Origin of the sequence: Stenotrophomonas sp. SbOxS2 (assembly GCF_013416715.1) — a bacterium.
GTDB classification, from domain to species: Bacteria; Pseudomonadota; Gammaproteobacteria; order Xanthomonadales; family Xanthomonadaceae; genus Stenotrophomonas; species Stenotrophomonas lactitubi.
Genome location: NZ_JAAVXD010000007.1, coordinates 53159 through 76300 on the forward strand (window position 1 = coordinate 53159; position 23142 = coordinate 76300).

General features: G+C 66.3%; 21 protein-coding genes. 13 read left to right on the forward strand and 8 right to left on the reverse strand.

The window, feature by feature from the left end:
• The first annotated feature begins 11 nt into the window (after nucleotides 1–11).
• From HFK18_RS15060 to HFK18_RS15080, 5 genes are read left to right on the forward strand one after another with little or no spacing between them, the layout of a single operon-like run.
• On the forward strand, nucleotides 12–1355 hold the full coding sequence (locus tag HFK18_RS15060) for an LLM class flavin-dependent oxidoreductase (RefSeq protein WP_180166873.1): 1344 nt from the start codon (nucleotides 12–14) through the stop codon (nucleotides 1353–1355).
• Between the two features lie 4 nt (nucleotides 1356–1359).
• Nucleotides 1360–2580, forward strand: a complete 1221-nt coding sequence (locus tag HFK18_RS15065) for a M20 aminoacylase family protein (RefSeq protein ID WP_180166874.1) — start codon at nucleotides 1360–1362, stop codon at nucleotides 2578–2580.
• A complete protein-coding gene (locus HFK18_RS15070; RefSeq protein ID WP_180166875.1) occupies nucleotides 2577–3137 on the forward strand; it encodes a GNAT family N-acetyltransferase in 561 nt (186 codons plus the stop codon). Before HFK18_RS15065 ends, HFK18_RS15070 begins: the two co-directional genes overlap by 4 nt.
• Entirely contained in the window at nucleotides 3134–4876 is a 1743-nt protein-coding gene (locus HFK18_RS22045) for an amino acid ABC transporter permease/ATP-binding protein (protein ID WP_108266028.1), read from the forward strand. The genes HFK18_RS15070 and HFK18_RS22045 overlap by 4 nt, the downstream gene beginning before the upstream one ends.
• A gap of 18 nt (nucleotides 4877–4894) precedes the next feature.
• Nucleotides 4895–5869 carry an ABC transporter substrate-binding protein gene (locus tag HFK18_RS15080; protein WP_180166876.1) on the forward strand — a complete coding sequence of 325 codons (975 nt, stop codon included), beginning with the start codon at nucleotides 4895–4897 and terminating at the stop codon, nucleotides 5867–5869.
• 70 nt (nucleotides 5870–5939) lie between these two features.
• On the opposite strand, the gene HFK18_RS15085 is transcribed toward HFK18_RS15080, so the two are convergent.
• The 3 genes from HFK18_RS15085 to HFK18_RS15095 all read right to left on the reverse strand — a co-directional run bounded on the left by HFK18_RS15085 (nucleotide 5940) and on the right by HFK18_RS15095 (nucleotide 10464).
• Nucleotides 5940–6311, reverse strand: a complete 372-nt coding sequence (locus HFK18_RS15085) for a hypothetical protein (protein ID WP_180166877.1) — start codon at nucleotides 6309–6311, stop codon at nucleotides 5940–5942.
• A 22-nt stretch (nucleotides 6312–6333) separates the two neighbouring features.
• The gene (locus HFK18_RS15090; RefSeq protein ID WP_180166878.1) at nucleotides 6334–9453 is read right to left on the reverse strand and encodes a discoidin domain-containing protein; all 3120 of its coding nucleotides are present in this window, start codon (nucleotides 9451–9453) and stop codon (nucleotides 6334–6336) included.
• A 114-nt stretch (nucleotides 9454–9567) separates the two neighbouring features.
• Nucleotides 9568–10464, reverse strand: coding sequence for a LysR family transcriptional regulator (locus HFK18_RS15095; protein ID WP_180166879.1), 897 nt, complete (start codon nucleotides 10462–10464; stop codon nucleotides 9568–9570).
• Nucleotides 10465–10548: 84 nt separating this feature from the next.
• Between HFK18_RS15095 and HFK18_RS15100 the strand changes: the two genes are divergently transcribed.
• Both HFK18_RS15100 and HFK18_RS15105 read left to right on the forward strand, forming a co-directional pair.
• Entirely contained in the window at nucleotides 10549–11328 is a 780-nt protein-coding gene (locus HFK18_RS15100; RefSeq protein WP_180166880.1) for an NAD(P)H-dependent oxidoreductase, read from the forward strand.
• 104 nt (nucleotides 11329–11432) lie between these two features.
• Nucleotides 11433–11939, forward strand: coding sequence for a DNA-binding protein (locus tag HFK18_RS15105; RefSeq protein ID WP_180166881.1), 507 nt, complete (start codon nucleotides 11433–11435; stop codon nucleotides 11937–11939).
• A gap of 21 nt (nucleotides 11940–11960) precedes the next feature.
• Here the strand turns inward: HFK18_RS15105 and HFK18_RS15110 are convergent, their stop codons facing one another.
• Complete coding sequence (locus tag HFK18_RS15110; RefSeq protein ID WP_108266033.1) at nucleotides 11961–13037, reverse strand: MBL fold metallo-hydrolase; 1077 nt, start codon at nucleotides 13035–13037, stop codon at nucleotides 11961–11963.
• A 103-nt stretch (nucleotides 13038–13140) separates the two neighbouring features.
• Here HFK18_RS15110 and HFK18_RS15115 point away from each other — a divergent pair, with 103 nt between their 5' ends.
• On the forward strand, nucleotides 13141–13752 hold the full coding sequence (locus tag HFK18_RS15115; protein ID WP_180166882.1) for a TetR/AcrR family transcriptional regulator: 612 nt from the start codon (nucleotides 13141–13143) through the stop codon (nucleotides 13750–13752).
• A 16-nt stretch (nucleotides 13753–13768) separates the two neighbouring features.
• Here the strand turns inward: HFK18_RS15115 and HFK18_RS15120 are convergent, their stop codons facing one another.
• Nucleotides 13769–14401 carry a TetR family transcriptional regulator gene (locus tag HFK18_RS15120; protein WP_180166883.1) on the reverse strand — a complete coding sequence of 211 codons (633 nt, stop codon included), beginning with the start codon at nucleotides 14399–14401 and terminating at the stop codon, nucleotides 13769–13771.
• A 103-nt stretch (nucleotides 14402–14504) separates the two neighbouring features.
• Here HFK18_RS15120 and HFK18_RS15125 point away from each other — a divergent pair, with 103 nt between their 5' ends.
• Complete coding sequence (locus HFK18_RS15125; RefSeq protein ID WP_180166884.1) at nucleotides 14505–15164, forward strand: O-methyltransferase; 660 nt, start codon at nucleotides 14505–14507, stop codon at nucleotides 15162–15164.
• Between the two features lie 7 nt (nucleotides 15165–15171).
• On the opposite strand, the gene HFK18_RS15130 is transcribed toward HFK18_RS15125, so the two are convergent.
• Together HFK18_RS15130 and HFK18_RS15135 are read right to left on the reverse strand one after the other, a co-directional pair.
• The gene (locus tag HFK18_RS15130) at nucleotides 15172–17112 is read right to left on the reverse strand and encodes a bifunctional diguanylate cyclase/phosphodiesterase (protein WP_180167438.1); all 1941 of its coding nucleotides are present in this window, start codon (nucleotides 17110–17112) and stop codon (nucleotides 15172–15174) included.
• Between the two features lie 99 nt (nucleotides 17113–17211).
• Nucleotides 17212–17928: an SDR family NAD(P)-dependent oxidoreductase gene (locus tag HFK18_RS15135; protein WP_180166885.1), complete on the reverse strand. Its 717-nt coding sequence runs from the start codon at nucleotides 17926–17928 to the stop codon at nucleotides 17212–17214.
• Nucleotides 17929–17999: 71 nt separating this feature from the next.
• Here HFK18_RS15135 and HFK18_RS15140 point away from each other — a divergent pair, with 71 nt between their 5' ends.
• From HFK18_RS15140 to HFK18_RS15155, 4 genes are all read left to right on the forward strand, one after another.
• Nucleotides 18000–18803 carry an APH(3')-II family aminoglycoside O-phosphotransferase gene (locus HFK18_RS15140; RefSeq protein ID WP_180166886.1) on the forward strand — a complete coding sequence of 268 codons (804 nt, stop codon included), beginning with the start codon at nucleotides 18000–18002 and terminating at the stop codon, nucleotides 18801–18803.
• A 147-nt stretch (nucleotides 18804–18950) separates the two neighbouring features.
• Nucleotides 18951–19541: a TetR/AcrR family transcriptional regulator gene (locus HFK18_RS15145; RefSeq protein WP_180166887.1), complete on the forward strand. Its 591-nt coding sequence runs from the start codon at nucleotides 18951–18953 to the stop codon at nucleotides 19539–19541.
• A complete protein-coding gene (locus tag HFK18_RS15150; RefSeq protein WP_180166888.1) occupies nucleotides 19538–20572 on the forward strand; it encodes a DUF418 domain-containing protein in 1035 nt (344 codons plus the stop codon). Before HFK18_RS15145 ends, HFK18_RS15150 begins: the two co-directional genes overlap by 4 nt.
• Before the next feature lie 99 nt (nucleotides 20573–20671).
• Entirely contained in the window at nucleotides 20672–21679 is a 1008-nt protein-coding gene (locus tag HFK18_RS15155; RefSeq protein WP_180166889.1) for an aminoglycoside phosphotransferase family protein, read from the forward strand.
• Between the two features lie 546 nt (nucleotides 21680–22225).
• Here HFK18_RS15155 and HFK18_RS15160 read toward each other — a convergent pair.
• On the reverse strand, nucleotides 22226–23113 hold the full coding sequence (locus HFK18_RS15160) for a DMT family transporter (protein ID WP_100465731.1): 888 nt from the start codon (nucleotides 23111–23113) through the stop codon (nucleotides 22226–22228).
• Nucleotides 23114–23142: the final 29 nt, after the last annotated feature.

The following is a 23142-nucleotide window of genomic DNA, read 5'->3' on the forward strand; positions in this document are numbered from 1 at the left end:
GGAGCGACCCCATGAGCACGACCCCGCGTCCCATCCCGTTCGGCATCATGCTGCAGGGCCCCGGCAGCCACATGCATGCCTGGAAGCATCCGTCCAACGCGCCCGATGCCAGCGTCAACCTGGGCTATTACATTGATATCGCGCGTACCGCCGAGGACAACGGCATCGCCTTCGGCTTCGTTGCTGACGGCCTGTACATCAACGAGAAGTCGATCCCGCATTTCCTCAACCGTTTCGAGCCGATCTCGCTGCTGTCGGCACTGGCGACGGCAACGAAGAAGATCGGCCTGGCCGGCACGCTTTCCACCTCGTACAGCGATCCGTTCACCGTAGCCCGCCAGTTCGCCTCGCTGGACCTGCTCAGCGGTGGCCGCGCCGGCTGGAACGTGGTGACCTCGCCGCTGGAAGGTTCGGGCCGCAACTACGGCCGCCCGCATCCGGAACACGCGCTGCGCTACCAGATTGCCGATGAGTACCTTGAGGTGGTGCAGGGCCTGTGGGATTCGTGGGATGACGATGCGTTCGTTCGCGACCGCGACAGCGGCACGTTCTTCGCACCGGAGAAGTTCCGTCGCCTCGACCACAAGGGCCGCTTCTTCCAGGTTGAAGGCCCGCTCAACATCCAGCGCTCGCCGCAGGGGCAGCCGGTGATCTTCCAGGCCGGTTCGTCCGACGATGGCATTGCGCTGGCAGGCAAGTATGCCGATGCGGTGTTCACCCACGCGCCGTCGCTGGAGGAGACCCGTGCATTCACCCAGAAGGTGAAGAACTCGGCGATCGCCCATGGCCGCAGTGCCGGTGACGTCAAGATCTTCCCCGGCATCGGCCCGATCGTCGGACGTACGGCGGAAGAAGCCGAAGCCAAGTACCAGGCAATTGCTGCACTGGCCGGGCTGGACGATGCATTGGCGTATCTCGGCCGTTTCTTCGACCACCACGACTTCAGCCAGTACGACCCGGATGCGCCGTTCCCGGAGCTGGGCGATATCGGTGCCAATTCCTTCCGCTCCACCACCGACCGCATCAAGCAGGACGCGCGCGAGCAGGGCCTGAGCCTGCGCCAGGTGGCACTGCAGGCGGTGAGCCCGCGGCCGAACTTCATCGGCACGCCGGAACATGTGGCCGACGAACTGATCCGCTGGTTCGACGCCGGTGCCAGCGATGGCTTCATCCTCGGCTTCGCCGCGCAGCGCGAAGGCCTGGATGATTTCGTGACCCTTGTGCTGCCCTTGCTGGAAGCGCGCGGCTACCACCGCAGTGAGCTCGAAGGAGAGACTCTGCGCGACCACCTGGGCCTGCCACGCAAGGCGAGCCGTTATGCGACCGACGCCGAGCCGGCGCGGAAGGTGGGATAAGGCAATGAGCGGAGATATTTCGGTAGCGCCCGGCCATGCCCGGCGGAATGTGCCGGCAACGGGCGTACTGCCCGAAATCGCGGCACGTGCCGACGAGGCCATCGCGATCCGCCATGACCTGCACCAGCACCCGGAACTGGCCTTCGAAGAGCACCGCACCAGTGCCCGCGTGGCCGAGCTGCTGCAGCAATGGGGTTACGCGGTCAGCACAGGCGTGGGTGGCACCGGCGTGGTCGGTACGCTGCAGCGCGGGCAGGGCAGTCGCCGGTTGGGCCTGCGCGCCGACATCGATGCGCTACCCATCCATGAAGAATCCGGGCTGGCCTATGCCAGCCAGCGCGAAGGCCTGATGCACGCCTGCGGCCACGATGGCCATACCGCCATCCTGCTCTCGGCCGCCCACTACCTGGCGCATCACGGGCGATTCGATGGCACGTTGCAGTTGGTGTTCCAGCCGGCCGAGGAAACCGGTTCGGGTGCTTCGAAGATGATCGCCGATGGCCTGTTCGAACGCTTCCCGGTCGATGCCATCTATGGCCTGCACAACTGGCCGGGCGTTCCAGTAGGGCACTTCGGCTTCGTCGACGGACCGGCGATGGCGTCGGTGGACTGGGCGCGGCTGCGGGTGATCGGCAAGGGCGGCCACGGCGCCGAGCCGCAGGGCAGCGTCGACCCGATCCTGGCCGCTGCACACATCATCACCGCGCTGCAGAGCGTGGTGTCGCGCAATGTCGATCCGCGGCAGATGGGCGTGGTCACCGTCGGTTCGATCCATGGTGGGCAGGCCGCCAACGTGATTCCCGATGTGGTCGAGCTGAAGTTGACCGTGCGTGCGTACCTGCCGGAGGTGCGCGATACCCTGCGCCGACGGGTCACCGACATTGCCGAGCAGACCGCCGCTGCGTTTGGCGCGCGTGCCGAGATCGAATTCCCGCGCGGCTTCCCCAGCGTAATCAATCATCCGGAGCAGACGGCGTACATCCGCGAGGTGGCGGTACAGGGCTTCGGCGCCGGGCAGGTGGTGGAGGCCTTCGCACCGCGTACCGCCAGCGAAGACTTCGCCTTCCTGCTGCAGGCGCGGCCGGGCAGTTTCGTATTCGTCGGCAACGGCGACAGCGCGCCGCTGCACAGCCCGCGCTATGTGTTCAACGATGCGGCCATCGCCCCCGCGGCCAGCCTGTGGGCGCGCCTGGCCGAGCACTACCTGGTGGAGGACGTGGCATGAGCGTGCGGTACGACAACGATCGCTTCCTGTACACCGCGGTGGATGACCCGTTGGCGCGGCCGCTGTTTGACGGCCTGGAACAGGAATATGACAACCGCTACGCGGACGTGCGCCGTCGGATTGGTGGCAGCGCCCGCGAAGAGCTGCAGCGCTATCCTGCGGAGGCCTTCGCGGCCCCGGTGGGTGCGTTCGTGCTGCTGCTGCGCGACGGCGTGGCAATCTCCGGCGGCGCGTTCATGCCGCATCGCGATGAGGACACCGCCGAGTTCAAACGCATCTGGACGCTGCCTGGTCTGCGCCGGCAAGGCATCGCCCGTCGCGTGCTGCAGGAACTGGAAGACCAGGCTGCGCGGCAGGGCTATCGACGCGTGTTCCTGACCACCGGCTTCCGCCAGCCGGAGGCAGTCGGCCTGTACCTCAGCCACGGCTACACCGCGCTGTTCGACCTGGATGCAGACCCGGAAACCATCGCGCATCTGCCGTTCGAAAAACAGCTGGTGCCGCAGCCGCAGGTGGGTGTCGCGCCCGCCATCGCACTGCACGGAGCAGTGGCATGAGCACACCGTCCACCGCTATCGAGGGCATTCCCCGCCAGCCGGCCACGGCGCTGAAGATCGTGCCGGCGCGGCACCCGCTGCAGGTGATCGGTACGGTGCTGGCACTGGCGCTGATCCTGATCGGGTTGCAGTCGGTGCTGGGCAACCCGCGCTGGGGCTGGGGCACGTTCGCCGAATGGTTCTTCGCCCGCCCGGTACTGGAAGGGCTGGGGCGCACGTTGCTGCTGACCGCGCTCGGTACCGGCCTCGGCTTCGCGCTGGGCACACTGTTGGCCTTGGCCCGCGTCTCCGGCTCACCGCTGCTGTCGGCGGTGTCGTGGGGCTACGTGTGGCTGTTCCGTTCGATTCCGCTGCTGGTGCTGTTGCTGCTGCTGAACAACCTGGGCTACCTGTACAGCACCATCGAACTGGGCGTGCCGTTCACCGGCATCAGTCTGTTCTCGTACCCGACCACGCAGTTGATCGGCGTGTTCACTGCGGCGGTACTCGGCCTCACCTTGAACCAGGCGGCGTTCTCGGCGGAGGTGATCCGTGGCGGCATCCTGTCGGTCGACCACGGCCAGTACGAAGCGGCCGCAGCGTTGGGCCTGCCGCGCGGCCGACAGGTGCGCCGCATCATCCTGCCGCAGGCGATGCGTTCGATCCTGCCGGCGGCGTTCAACGATGTGATCGGGCTGGCCAAGAGCACCTCGGTGGTCTATGTGCTGGCGCTGCCGGAGCTGTTCTACACCGTCCAGGTGATCTACCGCCGCAACCTGGAGGTGGTGCCGCTGCTGATGGTGGCCACGGTCTGGTACCTGGTGATCCTGACGGTGCTGTCGCTGCTGCAACGGCGGGTGGAGCAGCGTTTCGCCCGCGGCCAGCTACAGCATGAGCGCAACGTGTCGCGGGTACCGTCGACGCCGCCGCGCCCGGTGGTGCCGGCCATTGCACGCGTACCCAGCCGAGCGGCTTTTGCAGTGCCGATCGAGGCGGGCACGGGCGCCGCCGTTTCACTGCAGGGTGTGGGCAAGGCCTTCGGCGAGCAGACGGTGCTGGATGACGTGCACCTGGAACTGAAGGCGGGCAGCGTGACCGTGCTGATCGGTCCGTCCGGTGCCGGCAAGTCCACGCTGCTGCGGCTGATCAATCATCTTGAACGCGCTGACAGTGGCTTCGTAACGGTGGGCGGCCAGCTGATCGGTTACCGCCGCGACGGCGACACCCTGTACGAGCTGCCGGAAAGCGAGATACGCCGTCGCCGCGCCGAAGTCGGCATGGTGTTCCAGGGCTTCAACCTGTTCCCGCACATGACCGCACTGGAGAACATCATCGAAGCGCCCATCGCCGTGCGTGGCATATCGCGCGCCCAGGCCGAGCAGCAGGCGCGCACGCTGCTGGAGCGGGTCGGGTTGGCCGACAAGGCCGATGCCTTCCCGCGGCAGCTGTCCGGTGGCCAACAGCAGCGCGTGGCCATTGCCCGCGCGCTGGCGCTGCAGCCGAAGGTGCTGCTGTTCGACGAGCCGACCTCCGCGCTGGACCCGGAGCTGGTGTCCGAGGTGCTGAGCGTGATCGAGGAGCTGGCCAGTTCCGGCACCACGCTGGTGATCGTCACCCACGAACTGGGCTTCGCCCGCCGCGTGGCCGACCACGTGGTGATGATGGACCAGGGCCGGGTGATCGAACAGGGCACGCCGGACGCGCTGTTTGAGCACCCGCGCCAGCAACGCACCGCCGATTTCCTGGCCAAGACCCTGTAACCCCTTTCGAGAAACCCCATGAGCCCAGCATCGCAGCGACGTCCCGCACGCAGCACCCTGTTGATCGTCGGTGTGCTGGTCATCGGCATCGCCGGCATCGTCTACTCACGCGTACGCCAGGGCCCCGATGGCGTACCGGTTGCGGCGACATCACTTGCAGCCAGCAACGCGGAGATACTGAAGGGCACGCCCGATCCGAAGGCGCAGGCGCTGATTCCGGCCGGCTACCGTTTCGTCACCCCGGGTGCCTTCACCATCGCCACCCATCCCGGCCAGCTGCCGTTGGCCGACTACGGTGCCGACAGCAAGGAAGTGGTGGGCGTGGAGCCTGATATCGCACGATTGATCGCCGATGGCCTCGGCCTGAAGCTGGTGGTGGTGCCGGTGGCCTGGGCCGACTGGCCGCTGGGGCTGGAATCGGGCAAGTACGATGCGGTGCTGTCGAACGTGACGGTCACCGAAGAGCGCAAGAAGAAGTTCGATTTCTCCAGCTACCGTTTTGACCTGCTGGGCATCTACACCCGCACCGATGGACCGATCCAGAAGATCGCCACGCCCGCCGACGTGGCCGGGCTGAAAGTGGTGGTGGGCGCCAGCACCAACCAGGACCAGATCCTGCGCCAATGGGACAAGCAGAACATCGCCGCTGGCCTGAAACCGGTGGAGTACCAGTACTTCGATGACGCAGTGATCGGGCGGCTGGCAGTGATCACCGGTCGCGCCGATGTGTCGTTCGAGCCGAATGCCACCGGCGCCTATTCGGCACGCGATGGCAAGGTGCGCCGGGTTGGCCTGTTCCCGGGCGGCTGGCCGGATGCGGCGGCGATCTCGGTGACCACCCGCAAGGGCAGCGGCCTGGCCGATGCGGTGACCCAGGCGCTGAACACGCAGATCGGCAGCGGTACCTATGCGAAGGTGCTGGCGCGCTGGAACGTGGCCGAAGAAGCGGTGCCGCAATCGCAGACCAATCCACCGGGGTTGCCGGGGTTCTAGCGATGCCGCCTGGTAGGCGTCGAGCTTGCTCGACGGACGGCGTGCCGACCAAGGTCGGCTTCAACCGGGGTCAGGACTGCCAATCGACGTGTTCCGGGCAGGCGCCTGCATTGCCGTGAAAGAAACTGATCGCAGCAAAGCATGCTTCGACGTCGATGCACCATGCCAGCGGATAGCCATCCACCTGGCCGTTGTCGAGCCGGAAATAGGCATTGCCGGCGCGATGTTCGTTTCCGCAGGAATGGAAGCCGCCGTCGCCCGGCTCGTGCAGGTACATCAGCCACGCGTGTTCCGCATTGCGCAGCATGCACAGCGTTGGCCCATCGGGCACCGATGCCCACAGCTCGAACTGGGGCATCGATGCGGCCAGCGCCAGTGCGCTGGCCAGCTGTTCGTCGGTAGTGGCGGCGACCTGGCCGCCATTGAGTAGAAGTTCGATCACTTCGGTTCCTGCAGGGGCGTCATTACCAGCGTGCCTCAAGCATACGGAACGGGCCATCGAGCAGCACCCCGTCCTTGTCGAAGTTCTGTACCGATCGCCCGTCGACACGCACATCCTTCGGCAGGGTGCGGCTCGGCCACCACACACGTACCGGCGTGCCCTTGCGCAGTCCCTTGCCGAGCGAGACCTGCAGCGTTCCATCGCGTTGGTGCGCCTGCATCTGCAGGGTGCCATAGGCAGTGGGCAGGCGGTCCACGGCCAGGCCTTCACCGGCCACCCAGGAAGGCGGCGTACCTGGCAGCAGCGACAGCGCATCATCGTCCTCGCGCATCAGCATGCCGAACAGGGTGCGGCCGTATTCGGCGCCGATCCAGGTGTGCGGCATGTCGCCCAGATAGCGTGGGAAACGCAACCGCGAATGCACGACCTCGGCCAGCACCTGCCACTCCAGCGGCCTGCGATCGTGCAGCAGGCCCTGCAGCAGTTCGTCGGCCGCTTCAGGCTGGCCCAGGTGCACGTAGCTCAGCACGTTGCGGATTTCATACGGTGTGTAGGCATACAGCGCCCCGGGCTGGTTGCGCCTGCGCACATCGTCCAGGTAACGGGCGAAGGTGGTGCGCAGTGCCTCGGCGGGCAGCACGCTCTGTGCGCCGGTCGGGTCCAGTGCGATCGACACACCGGTAGGGTCGCCGTCGCCGAGGTCGGCCGACGAGGGAATGAAATCGATGCCCTTCCATGCCATGGTCGCGCGGATCGAGGCATGCAGGGCGTCATACAACGCCTTGTACTGTTCGCGCGCCCACTTCGCGGTTTCGTGGTCGCCCAGTGATTCGGCCAGCCACGCGCCGTCATGCCAGCCCTTCAGGCCCCAGTAGTCGTCCCAGTAGCTGTGGGTGGGCGAGGGGTAGCCCTCGTGGCTGATCGACGGCGCAAGAATGCCGGCGAAGCGTTCCGGTGCGGGCTGGTCGGCCATGTAACCCGGCACCAGCGTGCGTTCGCGCAGTTCCTGCAGGAAGCGCAGCGCGGCCTTCACCTTGGGCAGATAGATGCGCACGCTTTCGGGCCCGCCATCCAGCCGTGCAACGTCGGCCACCAGGGTGACGTACTGGCCTTGGCTGTCGTACTCGATGTCCGAGCCGAAGCCGGTATTGACGCTGCCATCGTCGTTGAGGATGGGCGACACCAGGCCGTTGCCGTGCACGCCGTGTTCGCTGTACCAGGCCAGGTAGTCGCGCGCGACCTTGGCTTCGCCCATGCGCAGCAGCACGGCCGAGGTGGCCATGCCGTCGCGGATGAAGGAACGGTTGTAGTTGCGTGGGCCGGGCTGCATCGCCGGGCCGGTCTGGTTGATCAGCATGTACGCGGCCTGCGCGCGCAGCATGTCCACCAGCGAAGGATCGGGCAGGCGCAGGCCGACCTGGCCCAGGCGTGCTTGCCAATCGGCGGAGGCACGGCTGGCCAGCGTGTCGAAGGCCTTGTCGCCATCGCGCGGCAGCGATGCGAGGTCGAGGGTCGGTGCTTGCGGCAGCACGCCATTGGCATCGGCGGTGGCGGTGCCAAGTGGGAAGGCCACCACCACCGCATCGCTGGCACCGGGGGCCAGGCTGACGCGATAGCTCAACGCCGCCGCTGCCAGGCCTGCGCCGTCGCTTGCCTGCTGTGCGGCAGGCAGTTGCCCGCTGGCGATGGCCGACGTGATCTCGGTGTCGCCTTCGTTGCCGAAGGGCGCGGCGCCGGCGGCATCCACCGCAGTGACTGACTGCAGCAGCGTGCGGCCATTGACGCGCACGGCATTACCCTCGACGGCCACTTCGTGGATCGGCGACAGCCCGCCGTTCTGCCACGGCGGGTTCATCTGCATCGGTCGCACCGCCAGGGTCAGCGTGCCTTCGATCGCCGTGCTGCCGGTGTTGCGCAGGCGATGGCGCACGAAGGTGACCGGTTGCCCGTCGCGCTCGATGGCGAAGGCCTCGCTGCGCAGCTCCAGCCCCGGTTGCGGTGACCAAGTGGCCGATGGCATCGGCTTCCAGCCATCGCGAAGGGCGTGCTGCACCGGTTGTTCGGCGGCACCCGCCGCGCGGCCATCGGCACTGCGCCAGATCGGCTGCACCAGCGGTGCGCCCTTGTAGGCCTCGATGTTGCCGTATTCGTCGAAGATCGATTTCTGCCGGCCGGCATGCACACCCACCGCGGTCCAGTAGGTCTGCTGCATATGCAGCGACGCGGGGAACAAAGCGCGCTGCGCGCCGCTGGCGGCGATCTGGTAGCGCTTCATCGGCGTCATCACCGCCTTCGGGCCGAGCAGGCGGAGGCGCTTGATCTGCGGTGCATCGCCTTCCACGGTCAGCCGCAGTGCCTGCAGGTCGAGCGGTGCATCGGCCGCCAGCCAGCTCTGCTGCCGGCTCGCTGCCTGCGCATCGCGCGCCAGTTCGTGCCAGTGGCCCTTCGCATCCTGTGCCTGCAGGCGTGCAGCGCCGTGCACGTTGGCCCAGTCCACCGCCAGCCCGGTGCTCGGCTGCGCGCGGGGCAGGGTGATGTCGAGCGTATGCACGCCGGCTTTGCCCGCGGGGATGGCAACCGAGCCGCCACCCTGCCACAGCGCAGCGGACTGGGCGGCATCCAGACCGGTCACCCGTGCAGTGAGCGCGGTGTCGAGCGGTTCCATTTCGAAGATGGAGACGCCCCAGTCGGAGGTGCGCTGCGGGCTGGCCAGGCGCAGGTAGCGGGCCTGGCGCGGTGCGAAGTACAGGGTCTCGATGCCGCCCAGCGAATCGGCCATGACATAGGCCGTCTGCCACTGCTTGCCATCGAGCGAGGTCTGCAGCGAATAGCCTTCGGGGTTGGAGACATCCCAGGTGAGGCGGGTACCGGCCAGCATTGCCGGCTTGCCGAGATCGATCTGGAACCAGTGTCCCGGGCTGAACGCACCGCCGGTCACCGTCTTCGGATCGTTGTCGATCAGGTGGCTGATCGCCATCGCCGGAACCTGCTGCGATGACGCGCTGGCCTGCCATTGCGCACGAGGCGGCAGGTTCTGTGCGCTTACGGCTGCAGCCAGTGCGAGGGTCGGCAGCAGCAGGGCCAGGGCAAGGCGCCGGTTCGGCGGGCAGGGGGCGATCCAGCGGTCGGCGCACAACGTCATTGCGAAGGCCTCACATCAGCAGGGCCCGGGAACGGGCGGGCCTACGCTAGCAAGGGATGTAACCGGTTACATGACGCGTCGCAATATTTCCCGGACATGCTCCAGCCCGACGTTTCATGAATGCGCACAGATCCGCTCGCGTAACCATCGATGCGCCGGATCGCGATGCACGCGCTCATGCCAGAGCATCACCATCTCGAACCCCGGCACATCGAGGGGCGCTTCAACGGCCTTCAAGGCCGGGTCCTGTGCGACCAGGCGCGACGGCATCATCGCCACCAGATCCGTGCGCAGCAGCACGCTGCGCAGGAACAGGAAGTGCGGCACCGACAGCACCACGTTGCGACGCGCGCCGGCATGCGCCAACGCGCTGTCGGTGCCGCCATGGAAGCCGCCGCCATCCGGTGACACGATCACATGGTCCAGTGCGCAGAACTGCTTCAGCGTCGGCCGCCGCTTGAGTCGTGGATGATCGCGGCGCCCGGCCAGTACGTAGCGCTCCTGGAACAGCGGGCGATGATGCAGCGAGGGAGGCGCGTCGGAGGTGATGTGGAGCGCGAGATCGATCTCGCCGCGTTCGCTCTGCGCCACCATCTGCGCTGGTGCCAGGCTGACGACCGCAATGCGGGTGCCGGGTGCACGCTGGCGCAGGTCGGCCAACGCCGGCAGGACGATCGTGGTTTCGCCGAAGTCTGACGCCATGATCCGCCAGGTCTGCGTGGCCTGGGCAGGATCGAACGCCTGTACCGGCGCGACCGCGCGCTGCACTGCGGCCAGTGCCTCGGCCAGCGGCTCTCGCAGTGCATCGGCCCGCGCGGTGGCACGCATGCCGCGTGGCCCAGGCAGCAGCAGTGGATCATCGAACAGGTCGCGCAGGCGCGCCAGCTGCACGCTGACGGTGGGCTGGGCCAGATGCAGGCGCTCGGCCGCGCGGGTGACGTTCTGCTCTTCCAGCAAGGCCTGCAGGGTCACCAACAGGTTGAGGTCGATACGGCGCAGGGTATTGTCCATGGCAATGCCGGGGATTGCAGGAGTTCATTTCAACTATAGCGCGGCGACGCCTAACGTGGCCGGCAACCCCTCCCTGGTACCACCATGAACGTCCTGCTTGTCTACGCCCACCCCGAACCCACTTCGCTCAACGGCACCCTGAAGGCCTTCACGGTCGAGCGCCTGCAACGTGCCGGCCACACCGTGCAGGTGTCCGATCTGCATGCCATGCAATGGAAGGCGCAGATCGATGCCGACGATCACATCGGGCGGGATCCTTCGCTGCCGTTCCACGCTTCACTGGATTCTCGCGAAGCCTTCAGTACCGGCCGTCAGAGTGCAGACATCGCCGCCGAGCAGGAAAAACTGCGCTGGGCCGACGCGGTGATCCTGCAGTTCCCGCTGTGGTGGTTCTCGATGCCGGCCATCCTCAAGGGGTGGGTGGACCGCGTGTACGCCTATGGTTTTGCGTATGGCGTCGGCGAGCATTCCGATCGGCACTGGGGCGACCGCTATGGCGAGGGCGCGATGTCCGGCAAGCGCGCGATGCTGGTGGTGACCACCGGCGGCTGGGAGTCGCACTACGGTCCGCGCGGCATCAATGGGCCGATCGACGATGTGCTGTTCCCGATCCAGCACGGCATCCTGTTCTATCCCGGCTTTGACGTGCTGCCCGCGCATGTGATCTATCGCAGCAGTCGTATCGATGAGGCGTCGCTGCCTGCCGTGCTGGAGGGTCTGGGTGCGCGGCTGGATGGGCTGGCGAGCGATCCGGTGATTGCCTACCGGCGGCAGAACGGCGGTGATTACCTGATTCCGTCGCTGGAGCTGCGGCCGGATTTGGCTGAGGGTGAGGCAGGGGTGCGAGTTCACCTCGAACCGTGAGTGGCGCATTCGCCTCTGGAAACGCGACGGAGATTCTGTAGGTTCGGCAGGCGGGCAGTGACTGCTGCAACCGCTATTGGTGAACTCAGGGATACGCAGGTCCATTGAAGACTGAATTCAACTTCACCCTCAGATACCACTTGCCTGATACCTCGATTGATCAAGGTGTCCTCGAGCGTCGCCTGTTCGATGCTGGATGTGGAGATGCACTTCTGGGCGTAGGGAGCGTGGCAAGGCTGGCGCTGGAATTCTGTCGTGAAGCGAGCAGTGCCGCCGAGGCGATTCACTCCGCGCTGGCAGACGTCCAGCGTGCCGTACCCGATGCAGAGCTGATCGAAGTCAGTCCCGATCTGGTAGGGCTGACGGATGTCGCTGATCTGCTGGGCATGTCACGGCAGAACATGCGCAAGTTGCTGCTCGCGCACCCGCAGACGTTTCCGGCACCGGTGCACGAGGGCAGCGCGTCGATCTGGCACCTGGCCGATATTCTTTCGTGGATGCAGGCGCGCGGCAGCCAGAAGGTCAGCAGCGAGCTGGCGGAGCTCGCTGCTGCGGCGCTTCAGATCAATGTGGCGAAGGAGCAGGAACGACTGCTTCAGCATCCCGGCTGAGGGTCGCTGCGCGACTGGCCGTTACAGTTCCACCCGCTCCCACCAGCGCGTTCCCGCGGTCGGTGCCTGCATGTCCAGTGCCTCGCCCATCATCGGCGTGGCCACCGGCACGTTCTTCGCCGCAGCCAATGCGCTGATGCGTTCGAACGGCTGCTGCCATTCGTGCAGGGCCAGGTCGAAGGTGCCGTTGTGGATCGGCAGCAGCCACTTGCCGCGCAGGTCCAGGTGCGCCTGCAGCGTCTGTTCGGGCTGCATGTGTACGAACGCCCAGCGCTGATCGTAGGCGCCGGTTTCGATCATCGTCAGGTCGAACGGGCCGTACTTCTCGCCGATGGCCTTGAAGCCATCGAAGTAGCCGGTATCGCCGCTGAAGAAGATGCGGAAGTCACCGTCCTGGATCACCCACGAGGCCCACAGGCTGCGATCGCTGTCACCCAGGCCGCGGCCGGAGAAATGCTGGCCCGGCGTGGCGGTCAGGCGCAGGCCAGCGGCTTCGGTGGACTGCCACCAGTCGAGCTGTTCGACCTTGGCCGCATCCACGCCCCAGGCAATCAGCTGGTCGCCCACACCCAGCGGCGCGATGAAGCGCGCGGTCTTGCCGGCCAGCTTCATCACGGCCGCGTGGTCGAGGTGGTCGTAGTGATTGTGCGAGAGGATGACGCCGGCAATCGGCGGCAGTTCGTCGATGCTGATCGGCGGTGCATGGAAGCGCGCCGGGCCCATCCATTGCACCGGTGATGCGCGTTCGGAGAACACTGGATCGGTCAGCCAGTACTGGCCGCGCAGCTTCAGCAGGATCGTCGAATGGCCGAGCCGGAACAGGCTGCGGTCAGGCGCTGCGTCCAGCGTGGCGCGGTCCAGCGTCTGCACCGGAATGGGGTGGTTGGGCACGGTGCCCTTGGGCTTGTTGAACAGGAAGGTCCACCAGATCTCCAGGCCATCGCGCAGGCCCATTGCCGGCTTCGGCAGGGCATTGCGGAACTTGCCTTCGCGGTACTGCGGCGAATCGGGGAAGTCGGGGAGGGACCAGGATTTGCAGAAGGTATAGGCGGTCACGGCGAGGATTCCGAGCAGGAGGACAAGGAGCAGGCGCTTCATGGGTGACGTCCGCAGGGTACACTGCACAGTGTAGTTTCCGATTTCTGGAAAGTACACTGCCGGGTGTAAAATGGGGGCATCCGTTCAGCTGTCTGGTCCCGCCATGTCCCGTGCCCCGCAACGCCTTACCGACCGCAAACGCGAGGCCATCGTCCGCGCGGCGGTGGAGGAGTTCCGGTCGGCCGGCTACGAGGCGACCAGCATGGATCGCATCGCGGCGGTGGCTGGCGTCTCCAAGCGCACCGTCTACAACCACTTCCCGAGCAAGGAAGAACTGTTCGCGCTGATCCTGGAAGAGCTGTGGCAAAGCAGCGTGGCCAGCATCGAGCTGCCGTACCGCGCCGACCAGCCGCTGGACGTGCAGCTGCTGCAGCTGCTGCGGCAGAAACTGGACCTGCTGGGCGATGCCAACTTCATCGATCTGGCGCGGGTAGCGATGGCCGAGATCATCCATTCGCCCGAGCGTGCGCAGGCGATCGTCTGCCGCATGGGCGAGAAGGAGAGTGGCGTCAGCGCGTGGATCCGCGCGGCAATTGCCGATGGGCGGCTGCGCGAGGTCGATCCGGAATTTGCCGGCCATCAGCTGCAGGGGCTGGTGAAGAGCTTCGCGTTCTGGCCGCAGGTGACGATGGGTCAGGCGCCGCTGGCACCGGCCGAGCGCACGCGCGTGGCCGAGTCGGCGGTGGCCATGTTCCTCGGCTTCTACGCGGTGTAGAGCTCGGCCTGCGCGATCAGTGCGCGCCCAGATGCCGGAGGTAAGCGCAGAACATGTCGGCCACCGCATCGGAGTAAGTGCGTATCTGCGCTGCGGTGCGCGGTTCACTGGAGAATTCGCGGCCGGTGGCACCCAACGTGGTGTCGATCAGATCAACCGCCAGCTGGCGCGTGGCCACCGAGGCCTGCGGCAGCACTGCGGCCATGAACGCGAGCATCGCATCGTCGGACTCGCTGCGTGCTTCCTGCGCTTCCGGCGCATCGCGGTACAGCGGCGCGGCATCGTTCAACGCGCCACGGGTCTGCGCTTCCTCGCATTCCGACACGATGAAGGCATGCACCCACGTGCGCAGGCGCTGCAGGTGCGGTTGCCGTGTGTCCTGCAGGATGTTGCGCAGCATCGCGCCGGTCTGCTGCCACTCATCGCGCTGCAGACGGAACAGGATTGCTGCCTTGTTGGGAAAGTACTGGTACAGCGAGCCGACGCTGACGCCGGCGCGTTCGGCCACCCGCGCGGTGGTGAACCGAGGGGCGCCTTCATGCTTCAAAACCTGAGCAGCGGCTTCGAGGATGGCCGCGACCAGGTCGTTCGATCGTGACTGACGAGGCTGTTTTCTCGAGGAAATCTGCGGCGGGCGGCGCTCGGACATGGCGGTTTTCCAATGCGAATAGGCGGAACGGGGGATCGTCCGTATTCTTGATTGCGACGAATCATTCGCATTCTAACCCCGCCACCGAAAGGAACACCCGTCCATGTCCACCCTGATCTCCGCCCCGGTTGCGCCCCTGCTGGCGCGCCTGTTCACCGAAGCCGACAGCGCGCTCAGCCCGGCCTTGACCGCTGTTTCCGCCGAAGAGCGGCAGCGACTGCTCGGCAGCCGTACCGAATACCGGCGCCTGTACGGCGAGCTGCTGAAGGACCTGTGGCTGCCGGTGTCGCCGGAAACCGGCAACCTGCTGTACCTGCTGGCGCGCAGCAGCGGTGCCCGTACCATCGTCGAGTTCGGTACGTCGTTCGGCATCTCCAGCATCCATCTGGCCGCTGCGTTGCGTGACAACGGCGGCGGCCGCCTGATCACCACCGAATTCGAGCCGGAGAAGGCACGGCGTGCCGCCGGCCACCTGCGTGAAGCGGGTCTGGACGACCTGGTGGAGATCCGTGTGGGCGATGCACTGGAGACCCTGGCAGTGGACTTGCCCGATACCATCGATCTGGTGCTGCTCGATGGCGCCAAGGTGCTGTACGACGATGTGCTGGACCTGCTGCAGGAGCGGCTGCGTCCGGGCGCGCTGGTGGTGGCCGACAATGCAGACGACAGCCCGCGCTACCAGCAGCGCATGCGCTCGGGCAGCGCCGGCTATCTGTCGGTGCCGTTCGCCGAGGATGTGGAAGTGTCGGTGCGCCTCGCCTGAAAGATGCTCATGCCAGCTGCCGGAACTGTTCCGGCGGCAGGGCGTGTGCATACAGATAGCCTTGGCCGACATCCACTCCCAGCGCACGCAGCAGTTGTTCCTGTGCCGTGGTTTCGGTGCCTTCGGCGACGACGATGGCACCGCAGCGGTGCGCCACCTCCACGATGAAACGGACGATGGACTGCGACTTGGCATCGGCCAACGTGGCGATCAGCGCCCGTTCGATCTTGACCTCGGCCACCGACAGCTGCGACAGCAGGATTAGGGTCGAGTAGCCGGCGCCGAAGTCATCCAGTGACAGGCTCATGCCGGCTGCCAATAGAACCACGACGTTGGCGTCGACGACGTCGCGCTCGACGATCTCGGTCCACTCGACGATTTCCAGCCGCAACATCGCGCCGGGTATGCGCTGCTGCTCCAGCAAGCTGCACAGGCGCGCGCCGAAGCCGGGTTGGCGCAACGATTCGGCGGACACGTTTACCGCGATTGTCAGCGTGTGCCCGTCATCCCTGCAGTGGCCAAGGAAAGCGGCGGCCGCCTGCAGCGTGGCCCATTCCAGTTCGGCCAGGCGGCCGCGGCGGCGCAGCAGCGAAACCACCCGCATCGGCGCAATCAGGTGGCCGTCGTCATCGCGCATCCGCAACAGCGCTTCGGCGCCGACCAGGTGGCGGTCATGCAGGCGGAACTTCGGCTGGTAGTACAGCGGTGCGTCGGCGTGCTGCAGCCAGTGGTCCAGTGCGGTCTCGATCAGTGCATCCACTTCGCTGTCGCGCTGGATCGGATCGTCGAAGAACACCACGCCGGAGTCGATCGTGTTCAAGGCCAGGGTGACGGCGCGGAATGGGATGGAGCTGTCGTCCTGCGTGGGTGGCTTCAACTCGACCACTGCGCAGCGGAACACCGGGCGGAAGCCCGGCCAGTCATCGCCGATCACCGTGGACAACCGATCGGCCAACGCAGGCAGTTCGGTATCCGCGCGGAGATCGGCAAGGCTGGCGTCCAGCAGCAGGATCGCCAGCGCGTTGTCTCCGAACTGATAGACCTCCATCGTGCCGGTCGGCCTTGCATGCAGCAGGGTACGGCGCACGGCTTCGGCGGTGTGCGGATTCCACAGGCCGCTGTCATTCAGGGAGCCATAGCGCAGCAGCAGATCCTGCAGGTTGCCCATCTCGGTCACGATCAGGCACGCATTGCCGCGATCTTCGCTGCTGCGCCAGTGGCGTTGCAGACGCTCGTCGAGGGCGCGCAGGTTGGGCAGGCCACTGATCGGATCGATGCGCATCCAGGCATGTTCACGTTGGCGCTGGGCATCGATCTGCGCGTCGTTGTAGACCAGTGCGAATACCGCTGCCAGCACCAGCAGCGACACCGGCAGGGCCAGTACCCGCTGGGTGGCCAGCTCCAGCAAGGGCAGCTGCGCGCTGCCGATGATCGCCACGCCCAGCGCCAGTCCCAGCAGGGTCACGGCAATGCGCACCCCCCAGGCCTGCAGGATCAACCGCAGCGAGAGGTGGGTGAGCATATGCGGATACATCCGCCCACGCAGCCAGATGCCTGCAAGCACCTGCAGCGCCGCTTCCAGGCCGGCCGGCAGGAAATACTGGGTGCCGGAGAACTGATAGCGCGCCAGCAGGCTGGCCAGCAGGCAGGTCACGCCGCCGCGCCAGCCGCCCAGCAGGCCGCTGATCAGCAGGATGTCGATGCCGAGGTTGAGCTTGACCACGCCTTGCGCGTAGCCGGCCACGAACCAGGAGTTGAACAGATAGATCAGGCCAAGAATCGCGCCGATGTAGACCCGGCGCCCTTCGATGGCTTGACCTTGGCGGCGGGTGGCGATCAGGAACACGCCGATCATGCCGATCACTGCGGTGGCCTGCAGCAGGTACAGCGGCAGGCTGGGCAGGGCGCTGTCCAGGATCCGGGTCGAAACCCTTGATAGCGCATCCATAGCCATAGCCGGTCCTGTGTGCGGCCAACTGCCAGTAGCCGCAGGGTAAACCACGGCCGCGTGTGCGGCCAAACCGGGGATGCCAGCGCGTGCTGAGCGTTAGTAACGTGGATCGGCGATCGCAGGCAGTACCAGCTCGCGAACGAAACTGGAGGGCGAGAGCTGCAGCAGGGCGCGCACCATCACCACCACGTCGTGCACCGGCACGTACTCGCCATTGCCGCGTGCGGCGGCCTGCTGCAGGGGCACCGACAGTGCATCGTCGGTATTAAGGTAGCCCAGCTGCAGCGTCGTCACGGCCAGCCGCTGCTGGCGGAAGCCTTCGCGCAGGGCATCGGCGATGCCGTTGAGCGCGAACTTGGACGCGCCAAAGGCCACCTCGGGGCGGCCACTGCGCGGTAGCGCCGAGGTTGAGCCGGTCAACACCAGCTGCGGGCGGCGTCCGCCGAGCACGCGCGGCAGCAGCTGCTTGAGCAGCAACAGGGTGGCGGTGATGTTGACGTCCACCAGTTGCGCCAGCGCGCTGTCACTTTCGTTGAGGAAATCGTAGTCGTCACTGAATGCGGTCTCCTCCCAAATGCCGAGATTGTGGATGAGCACATCGAGATCCGGCGGCGCCTGGGCTGCGATGCTGGCGGCCGCCCGTGCCGGCTGGCTCAGGTCTGCTTCTATCCAGTGCAGGTCGACGCCCTCGTCGCAGTCCAGCTGCGTGGGGCGTGTACGCGACACACCGATGACGGTATCGCCGGGCTGGCAGAGGCCTTCCACGAAGGCGCGGCCGAGGCCTTTGCTGGCACCAATGACCATGAGTTTCATGCGATGTCCTTTGCTGTGAAGTGTCCGCTTCGGAGAGAATCAAGGCTGTGACCGGGGCCGGAGCGGTGGAGATGGAAGCAGGATCGAGCGATGGCGATGTCATGCCCTTGCCGTCGCAGTGGTGCATCGCGCTGCGCGATGCGGATATCGAGATGCAGAGCATCGGCGTGTCGCGCGCTGATGTAGCGCGGGTGCGACGCCCGGGGTTGCCGGATGCGTTCCTGAAATCGGAAGTGATCGATGCCTTCAGCGAGCTGGAGGGCGAGATCCTGCGTCTGCACTGGCTGCGGACACAGGGACAGCCGGTGCCCACGGTGCTGGATACGGCTGAGGAGGGGGGGCGGCGCTGGCTGCTGATGAGCGCGTTGCCCGGCCATGACCTGGCATCGTCGCCGACGCTGCAGCCCACCCAGGTGGTTGTGCTGCTGGCCGACGCGCTGCGCGATCTGCATGCGCTGCCGGTCGCCGCTTGCCCGTTCGATCATCGCCTCGCTTCGCGCCTGCCAGCGGTAGCCGCGCGCGTTGCCGCGGGGCAGATCGATGCGGATGATTTCGACGATGAGCGCCTGGGCAATAGCGCGGAACAGGTCTATGCCGAACTGCTGGCAACCCGTCCGGCGGATGAGGATCTGGTGGTAGCGCACGGCGATGCGTGCCTGCCGAATCTGATCGCGGTCGACGGGCGCTTCAGTGGTTTCATCGATTGCGGCCGGCTGGGCGTGGCTGATCGTTGCCAGGACCTGGCGTTGGCCGCGCGCAGCCTGGTCCACAACTACGGCGACACCCGCTGGGTCGCACCACTGCTGACCCGCTATGGCATGCGTGCCGATGAAGATCGACTGGCGTTCTACCGCCTGTTGGACGAATTCTTCTAGGAGCACGCGCAGTCCGCTGGTGTTGCATGGCGCATCAGGATCGGCCCTCAACAGCGGTTGAGGTCAAGCGCAGCGGCCTGAACGGCGACTGGCCGATAGCCTCGGCCGATCTTTTAAATGGACGAACGTTCGTTCATTGTTTGCGGCATGAACCGAACCGACCGCAATGAGCAGCGTGCATCTCAGATCCTGCAGGCTGCCCTGCAGTGTTTTCTGGCCAAGGGCTTCCATCAGACCAGCATGCGCGACATCGCGCAGGCGGCCGGCGTCAGTCTGGGCAATCTCTACAACCACTTTCCCGGCAAGGATGCGCTGATCCTGGCCACGGCCGAAGTCGAACAGGATGAGCTGCAGCCCCTGTTGCAACGGTTGACGGACTGCAACGGCGAACGTGCGCAGGTGCAGATGTTCCTGCAGGATTTCCATGCCCTGTGCCGGCAGCCGGAATGGGCGCTGCTGAGCGTGGAAGTGCTGGCCGAGAGCGCGCGCAACCCGGCGGTGGCGGCGGCATTTGCGGGCAACCGCGCGCAGTTGCAGCGCGGTCTGGCCGGGGCGCTGCAACAGGTCGTACGGCGTGAGCGCCGCCGTCCTGCGCTGCCGGCGGCGCTGCAGGCGCAGGTATTGCTGGATGCGATCGAAAGCGATGCGCTGCGGCAGGGGTTGGGCGAGGCGCGCGCTGCGGATGCCGACGTGCTTGATCCTGGCCTGCTGGCGGCGCTGCTCGGAGGGCGTTCGTGAGCAGCGACGATCGACGGTTGCATGGGCTGGACCTCGCGCGCTATCTCGCGCTGGCCGGCATGGTGCTGGTCAACTTCCGTCTAGCGATGGCCGTGGAAGCCGACGGCGGCGGGTGGCTTGCTGGATTCTTCCATCTGCTGGAAGGGAAAGCCTCGGCAACCTTCGTGACGCTGGCCGGGGCGGGGTTGATGCTGGCTACGCAGCGGCAAGCGTGGTGGCAGGCGAGCATGCAGACCTGGCGGCGGGCAGTGTTCCTGGCCGTACTCGGCCTGCTCAACCTGACCGTGTTTCCCGCCGATATCCTGCACTACTACGCGGTGTACTTCGCGGTGGCGGTGCTGTGGCTGCGCGCCTCGCCTCGTGTTCTGCTGGGCAGCATGATTGCCCTGGCGATGGTCTCGTTCTGGGCCCTGCTGCGCTGGGACTACAGCCAGGGATGGAACTGGCAGACGCTGGCTTACGAAGGTCTGTGGCAATGGCCGGGTGCGATGCGCAACCTGCTGTTCAACGGTTTCCATCCCGTGTTGCCGTGGCTGTGCTTCTTCCTGCTGGGCATGCTGCTGGCGCGGCTGCCGCTGTCGCAGCCACGGGTGCAGCGCGCCCTGCTGCTGCTCGGCCTGTTGTTGATGGGCGCCGGCCAGGCGTTGCAGCAGTGGGGCCATGGCACGGCATGGCAGCTGTGGCTGGCGACGCAGCCGATGCCGCCCGGTCCGGCGTATCTGCTGACCGGCGCAGGCGCGGCGTGCACACTGATCGCCGCGTGCCTGTGGCTGGTGCGGCTGCATCCCGGCGATTGGCTGGAACCGTTCACTGCGGCCGGACGGATGACGCTGAGCCTGTACCTGGCGCACATCCTGATTGGCATGGGCGTGCTGGAATCGCTCGGCCTGCTGGACGGAAGCGCCAGCCTGTCGTGGGTGTTGATGGCCGCGCTGCTGTTCGTGATGCTGGCTACCGCAGCAGCGTGGTTGTGGTCATGGCAGTTCGCGCGCGGTCCGTTGGAAGCGGTGATGCGACGCGTCGCCGGCTAGTTATTTCGTCGCAGGACACCGATGTTGTGACCCGTTAGCCTGTGCGGATGCAGGGTCATCTGCGATAGTAGGTGTCGTCACCAAAGCACGCCTGCCTCCATGTCATTCGCTTCGGCGCAGCAGATCGTTGAGGTCCTGCAGCAGTCCTACGACATCAACGCGACAGCGGTGGTGCCGCGTCCGGTGGGTGCCGACGCCAACGCGTGCGTCTTCCGCATCGATGCCCGCCACGACCACTGGTGGTTGAAGTGCCGCAACTTCCAGGTTGCGCCAGCGGTCTGGGACAGCCTGCACTGGCTGCGCGGCACATTGGGCATCGAAGAGATCGTGGCGCCCTGGCCGGCATTGGCCGGCGGTGCCTCGGTGCAGCGCTGGGGCCTGCAGTTCACGTTGTTCCCCTATATCGAAGGGCAATCGGGCTTCGAGGCCCCGCTGAGCCGTGCGCAATGGCGCCGGCTGGGCGAAGTGCTGCGGCGCCTGCATGAGGCCGAGGTTCCGCCGGCGCTGCGCCAGGCATTGCCGACGCTGCGGCTTGAAACCGCGGCGGTCGATACGGTGGGTGCGTGGTTGCAGGATCCCTCGACGCTGGCGCAGGCGCAGGATCGATCCGGCAATGCGTTCCTGGCGCTGTGGCAGCAGCAGCGGCCGCGCATCGCCGAACTTCACCAGCGTGCTGAAGCACTGCGTCGTGCATTGCAGGACGAAGCACCCGCACTTTGTCTGTGCCACACCGATCTGCACGCCGGCAATCTGCTGATGGGGCAGGACGACGCGCTGCACCTGATCGACTGGGACGGCCTGGCGCTGGCCCCGCGCGAGCGCGACCTGATGTTTGTTGGCGCTGCGGTGGGTGGCCGCTGGGGGCGTGAGCATCCGCTGGGCTTCGCCGAGGGATATGGCGACGACCTCGGCGATCCGCGCTGGATCGCATGGTATCGGCACTGGCGCATCCTGCAGGACCTGATCGAGTTCGAGCAGATGCTGCTGGGGCCCAGCGCGGCACAGCGCTCGCTGCAGCAGCACCGGCAATCACTGCATTACCTGGGCGAGCAGTTCGCGCCGGGCAATGTATTCGATGCGGCCGAGCGCGCGTATCGGGTGCTGTAGGGGGTGCGGCCGGGCTGCGCCCGGCACCCGCAGAGGCCGAAGCAACAGCAACAGCAACTGCTGCTTCCCGTGGGATGACGGGGTGGGTCCGGTTGTGGGGGACGCCGTAAATACGTCCCTGTAGGCTTGGGCGCGCCATCCATGGCGCTTACACCCCCACAACCGGACCCACCCCGCCTTCGACAGATCTCCGCAATCTGTTGGGATGGCATGACTTGCTCTTGGTGGGTGTCGACCTTGGTCGACACGTAGATCCACGCCATGCGTGGATGCTCTTCGATCATTTGATCAATTGTCGAAATGTTCGATTTCGATGGAGATTCATCCACGCATGGCGTGGATCTACCAGACACCCGGAAACTGTCAGAGGTGGGGTGGTGTCGGATTGCGGGGTGTCAGCCGCATGGATGCGGCTGCCAAGCCTACAGGGACGTATTTACGGCGTCCCCGCAATCCGACACCACCCCGCCATCCCGCGGAATGTCGCTGTTGAAGTTGCTTCGGCTCCGGCCTCTGCGGGTGCCGGGCGCAGCCCGGCCAGACCCCTTACTCAGCCGGCTTGGCTGCCGCGCTCGCGGCGACGCTCGCTGCACGCCGTGACAGCACGGCTTCGCGATGCGCGATGTAGGCGTTGGCGGCGAGGATGATGCCGGCGCCAATGATCGTCCAGCGATCAACCGTCTCGGCGAACAGCAGCCAGCCGCACAAGGTCACCAGCGGCAACTGCAGGAAGCTGATCGGGGTCAGCGCGGAGACTTCGCCCAGTCGTAACGCACGCGTCCACAGCAGCTGGCCGATGGTGCCCAGCACGCCGGTGGCCAGCAGCCAGACCCAGGCGATGCCGGCGGGCCAGACCCAGACGAACAACGCCGGTATCAGTGACAGCGGCACCCAGAACACGTAGGTGTAGAGCACCACGGTGTCGGCGCTGTCGATGCGGGTGAGCTGCTTGATCTGGATCGCCACCAGCGAGCTGAGCACGGCGGCAGCCACGGCGATCAGGCTGCCGGACGTGAAGCCGGCAGTGCCCGGCCGTACGATCACCAGCACTCCGATGAAGCCGACCACCACTGCCGCCCAGCGTCGTACGCGGACCTTTTCGCCCAGCCACAGCACGGCGGCGATGGTGACGAACAACGGCGTGGAGTACGACAGCGAAACGGCCTGTGCCAGTGGCAGGTGGCCCAGCGCCCAGAACGCGCACAGCATCGACCCCAGGCCGATCGCGCTGCGCACGAAATAGCGCGGCAGCTGCTGGGTCTTCAACGGCGCGTGGCCCGGGCGCAGCAGCATCGGTAGCAGCGCAAGCAGGCCGAAAGCATTGCGGAAAAACGCTACTTCCTGGGTGGGCACGTAGCGGGTGGCATAACGGATCGCCACCGCCATCAGGCCGAAGGCCATGGTGCTGCCGAGCATCAGCAGCGCCGCCCGCAACGGGGTGGCGCTGGCGGGTAAGGCCGGCG

Excerpts from the sequence above, each read along its gene's own strand:
- HFK18_RS15060 (WP_180166873.1), top strand. The coding sequence starts at position 12 with ATGAGCACGACCCCGCGTCCCATCCCGTTCGGCATCATGCTGCAGGGC.
- HFK18_RS15065 (WP_180166874.1), top strand. The coding sequence starts at position 1,360 with ATGAGCGGAGATATTTCGGTAGCGCCCGGCCATGCCCGGCGGAATGTG.
- HFK18_RS15070 (WP_180166875.1), top strand. The coding sequence starts at position 2,577 with ATGAGCGTGCGGTACGACAACGATCGCTTCCTGTACACCGCGGTGGAT.
- HFK18_RS22045 (WP_108266028.1), top strand. The coding sequence starts at position 3,134 with ATGAGCACACCGTCCACCGCTATCGAGGGCATTCCCCGCCAGCCGGCC.
- HFK18_RS15080 (WP_180166876.1), top strand. The coding sequence starts at position 4,895 with ATGAGCCCAGCATCGCAGCGACGTCCCGCACGCAGCACCCTGTTGATC.
- HFK18_RS15090 (WP_180166878.1), bottom strand. The coding sequence starts at position 9,453 with ATGACGTTGTGCGCCGACCGCTGGATCGCCCCCTGCCCGCCGAACCGG.
- HFK18_RS15095 (WP_180166879.1), bottom strand. The coding sequence starts at position 10,464 with ATGGACAATACCCTGCGCCGTATCGACCTCAACCTGTTGGTGACCCTG.
- HFK18_RS15100 (WP_180166880.1), top strand. The coding sequence starts at position 10,549 with ATGAACGTCCTGCTTGTCTACGCCCACCCCGAACCCACTTCGCTCAAC.
- HFK18_RS15110 (WP_108266033.1), bottom strand. The coding sequence starts at position 13,037 with ATGAAGCGCCTGCTCCTTGTCCTCCTGCTCGGAATCCTCGCCGTGACC.
- HFK18_RS15115 (WP_180166882.1), top strand. The coding sequence starts at position 13,141 with ATGTCCCGTGCCCCGCAACGCCTTACCGACCGCAAACGCGAGGCCATC.
- HFK18_RS15120 (WP_180166883.1), bottom strand. The coding sequence starts at position 14,401 with ATGTCCGAGCGCCGCCCGCCGCAGATTTCCTCGAGAAAACAGCCTCGT.
- HFK18_RS15125 (WP_180166884.1), top strand. The coding sequence starts at position 14,505 with ATGTCCACCCTGATCTCCGCCCCGGTTGCGCCCCTGCTGGCGCGCCTG.
- HFK18_RS15130 (WP_180167438.1), bottom strand. The coding sequence starts at position 17,112 with ATGGATGCGCTATCAAGGGTTTCGACCCGGATCCTGGACAGCGCCCTG.
- HFK18_RS15135 (WP_180166885.1), bottom strand. The coding sequence starts at position 17,928 with ATGAAACTCATGGTCATTGGTGCCAGCAAAGGCCTCGGCCGCGCCTTC.
- HFK18_RS15140 (WP_180166886.1), top strand. The coding sequence starts at position 18,000 with ATGGAAGCAGGATCGAGCGATGGCGATGTCATGCCCTTGCCGTCGCAG.
- HFK18_RS15145 (WP_180166887.1), top strand. The coding sequence starts at position 18,951 with ATGAACCGAACCGACCGCAATGAGCAGCGTGCATCTCAGATCCTGCAG.
- HFK18_RS15155 (WP_180166889.1), top strand. The coding sequence starts at position 20,672 with ATGTCATTCGCTTCGGCGCAGCAGATCGTTGAGGTCCTGCAGCAGTCC.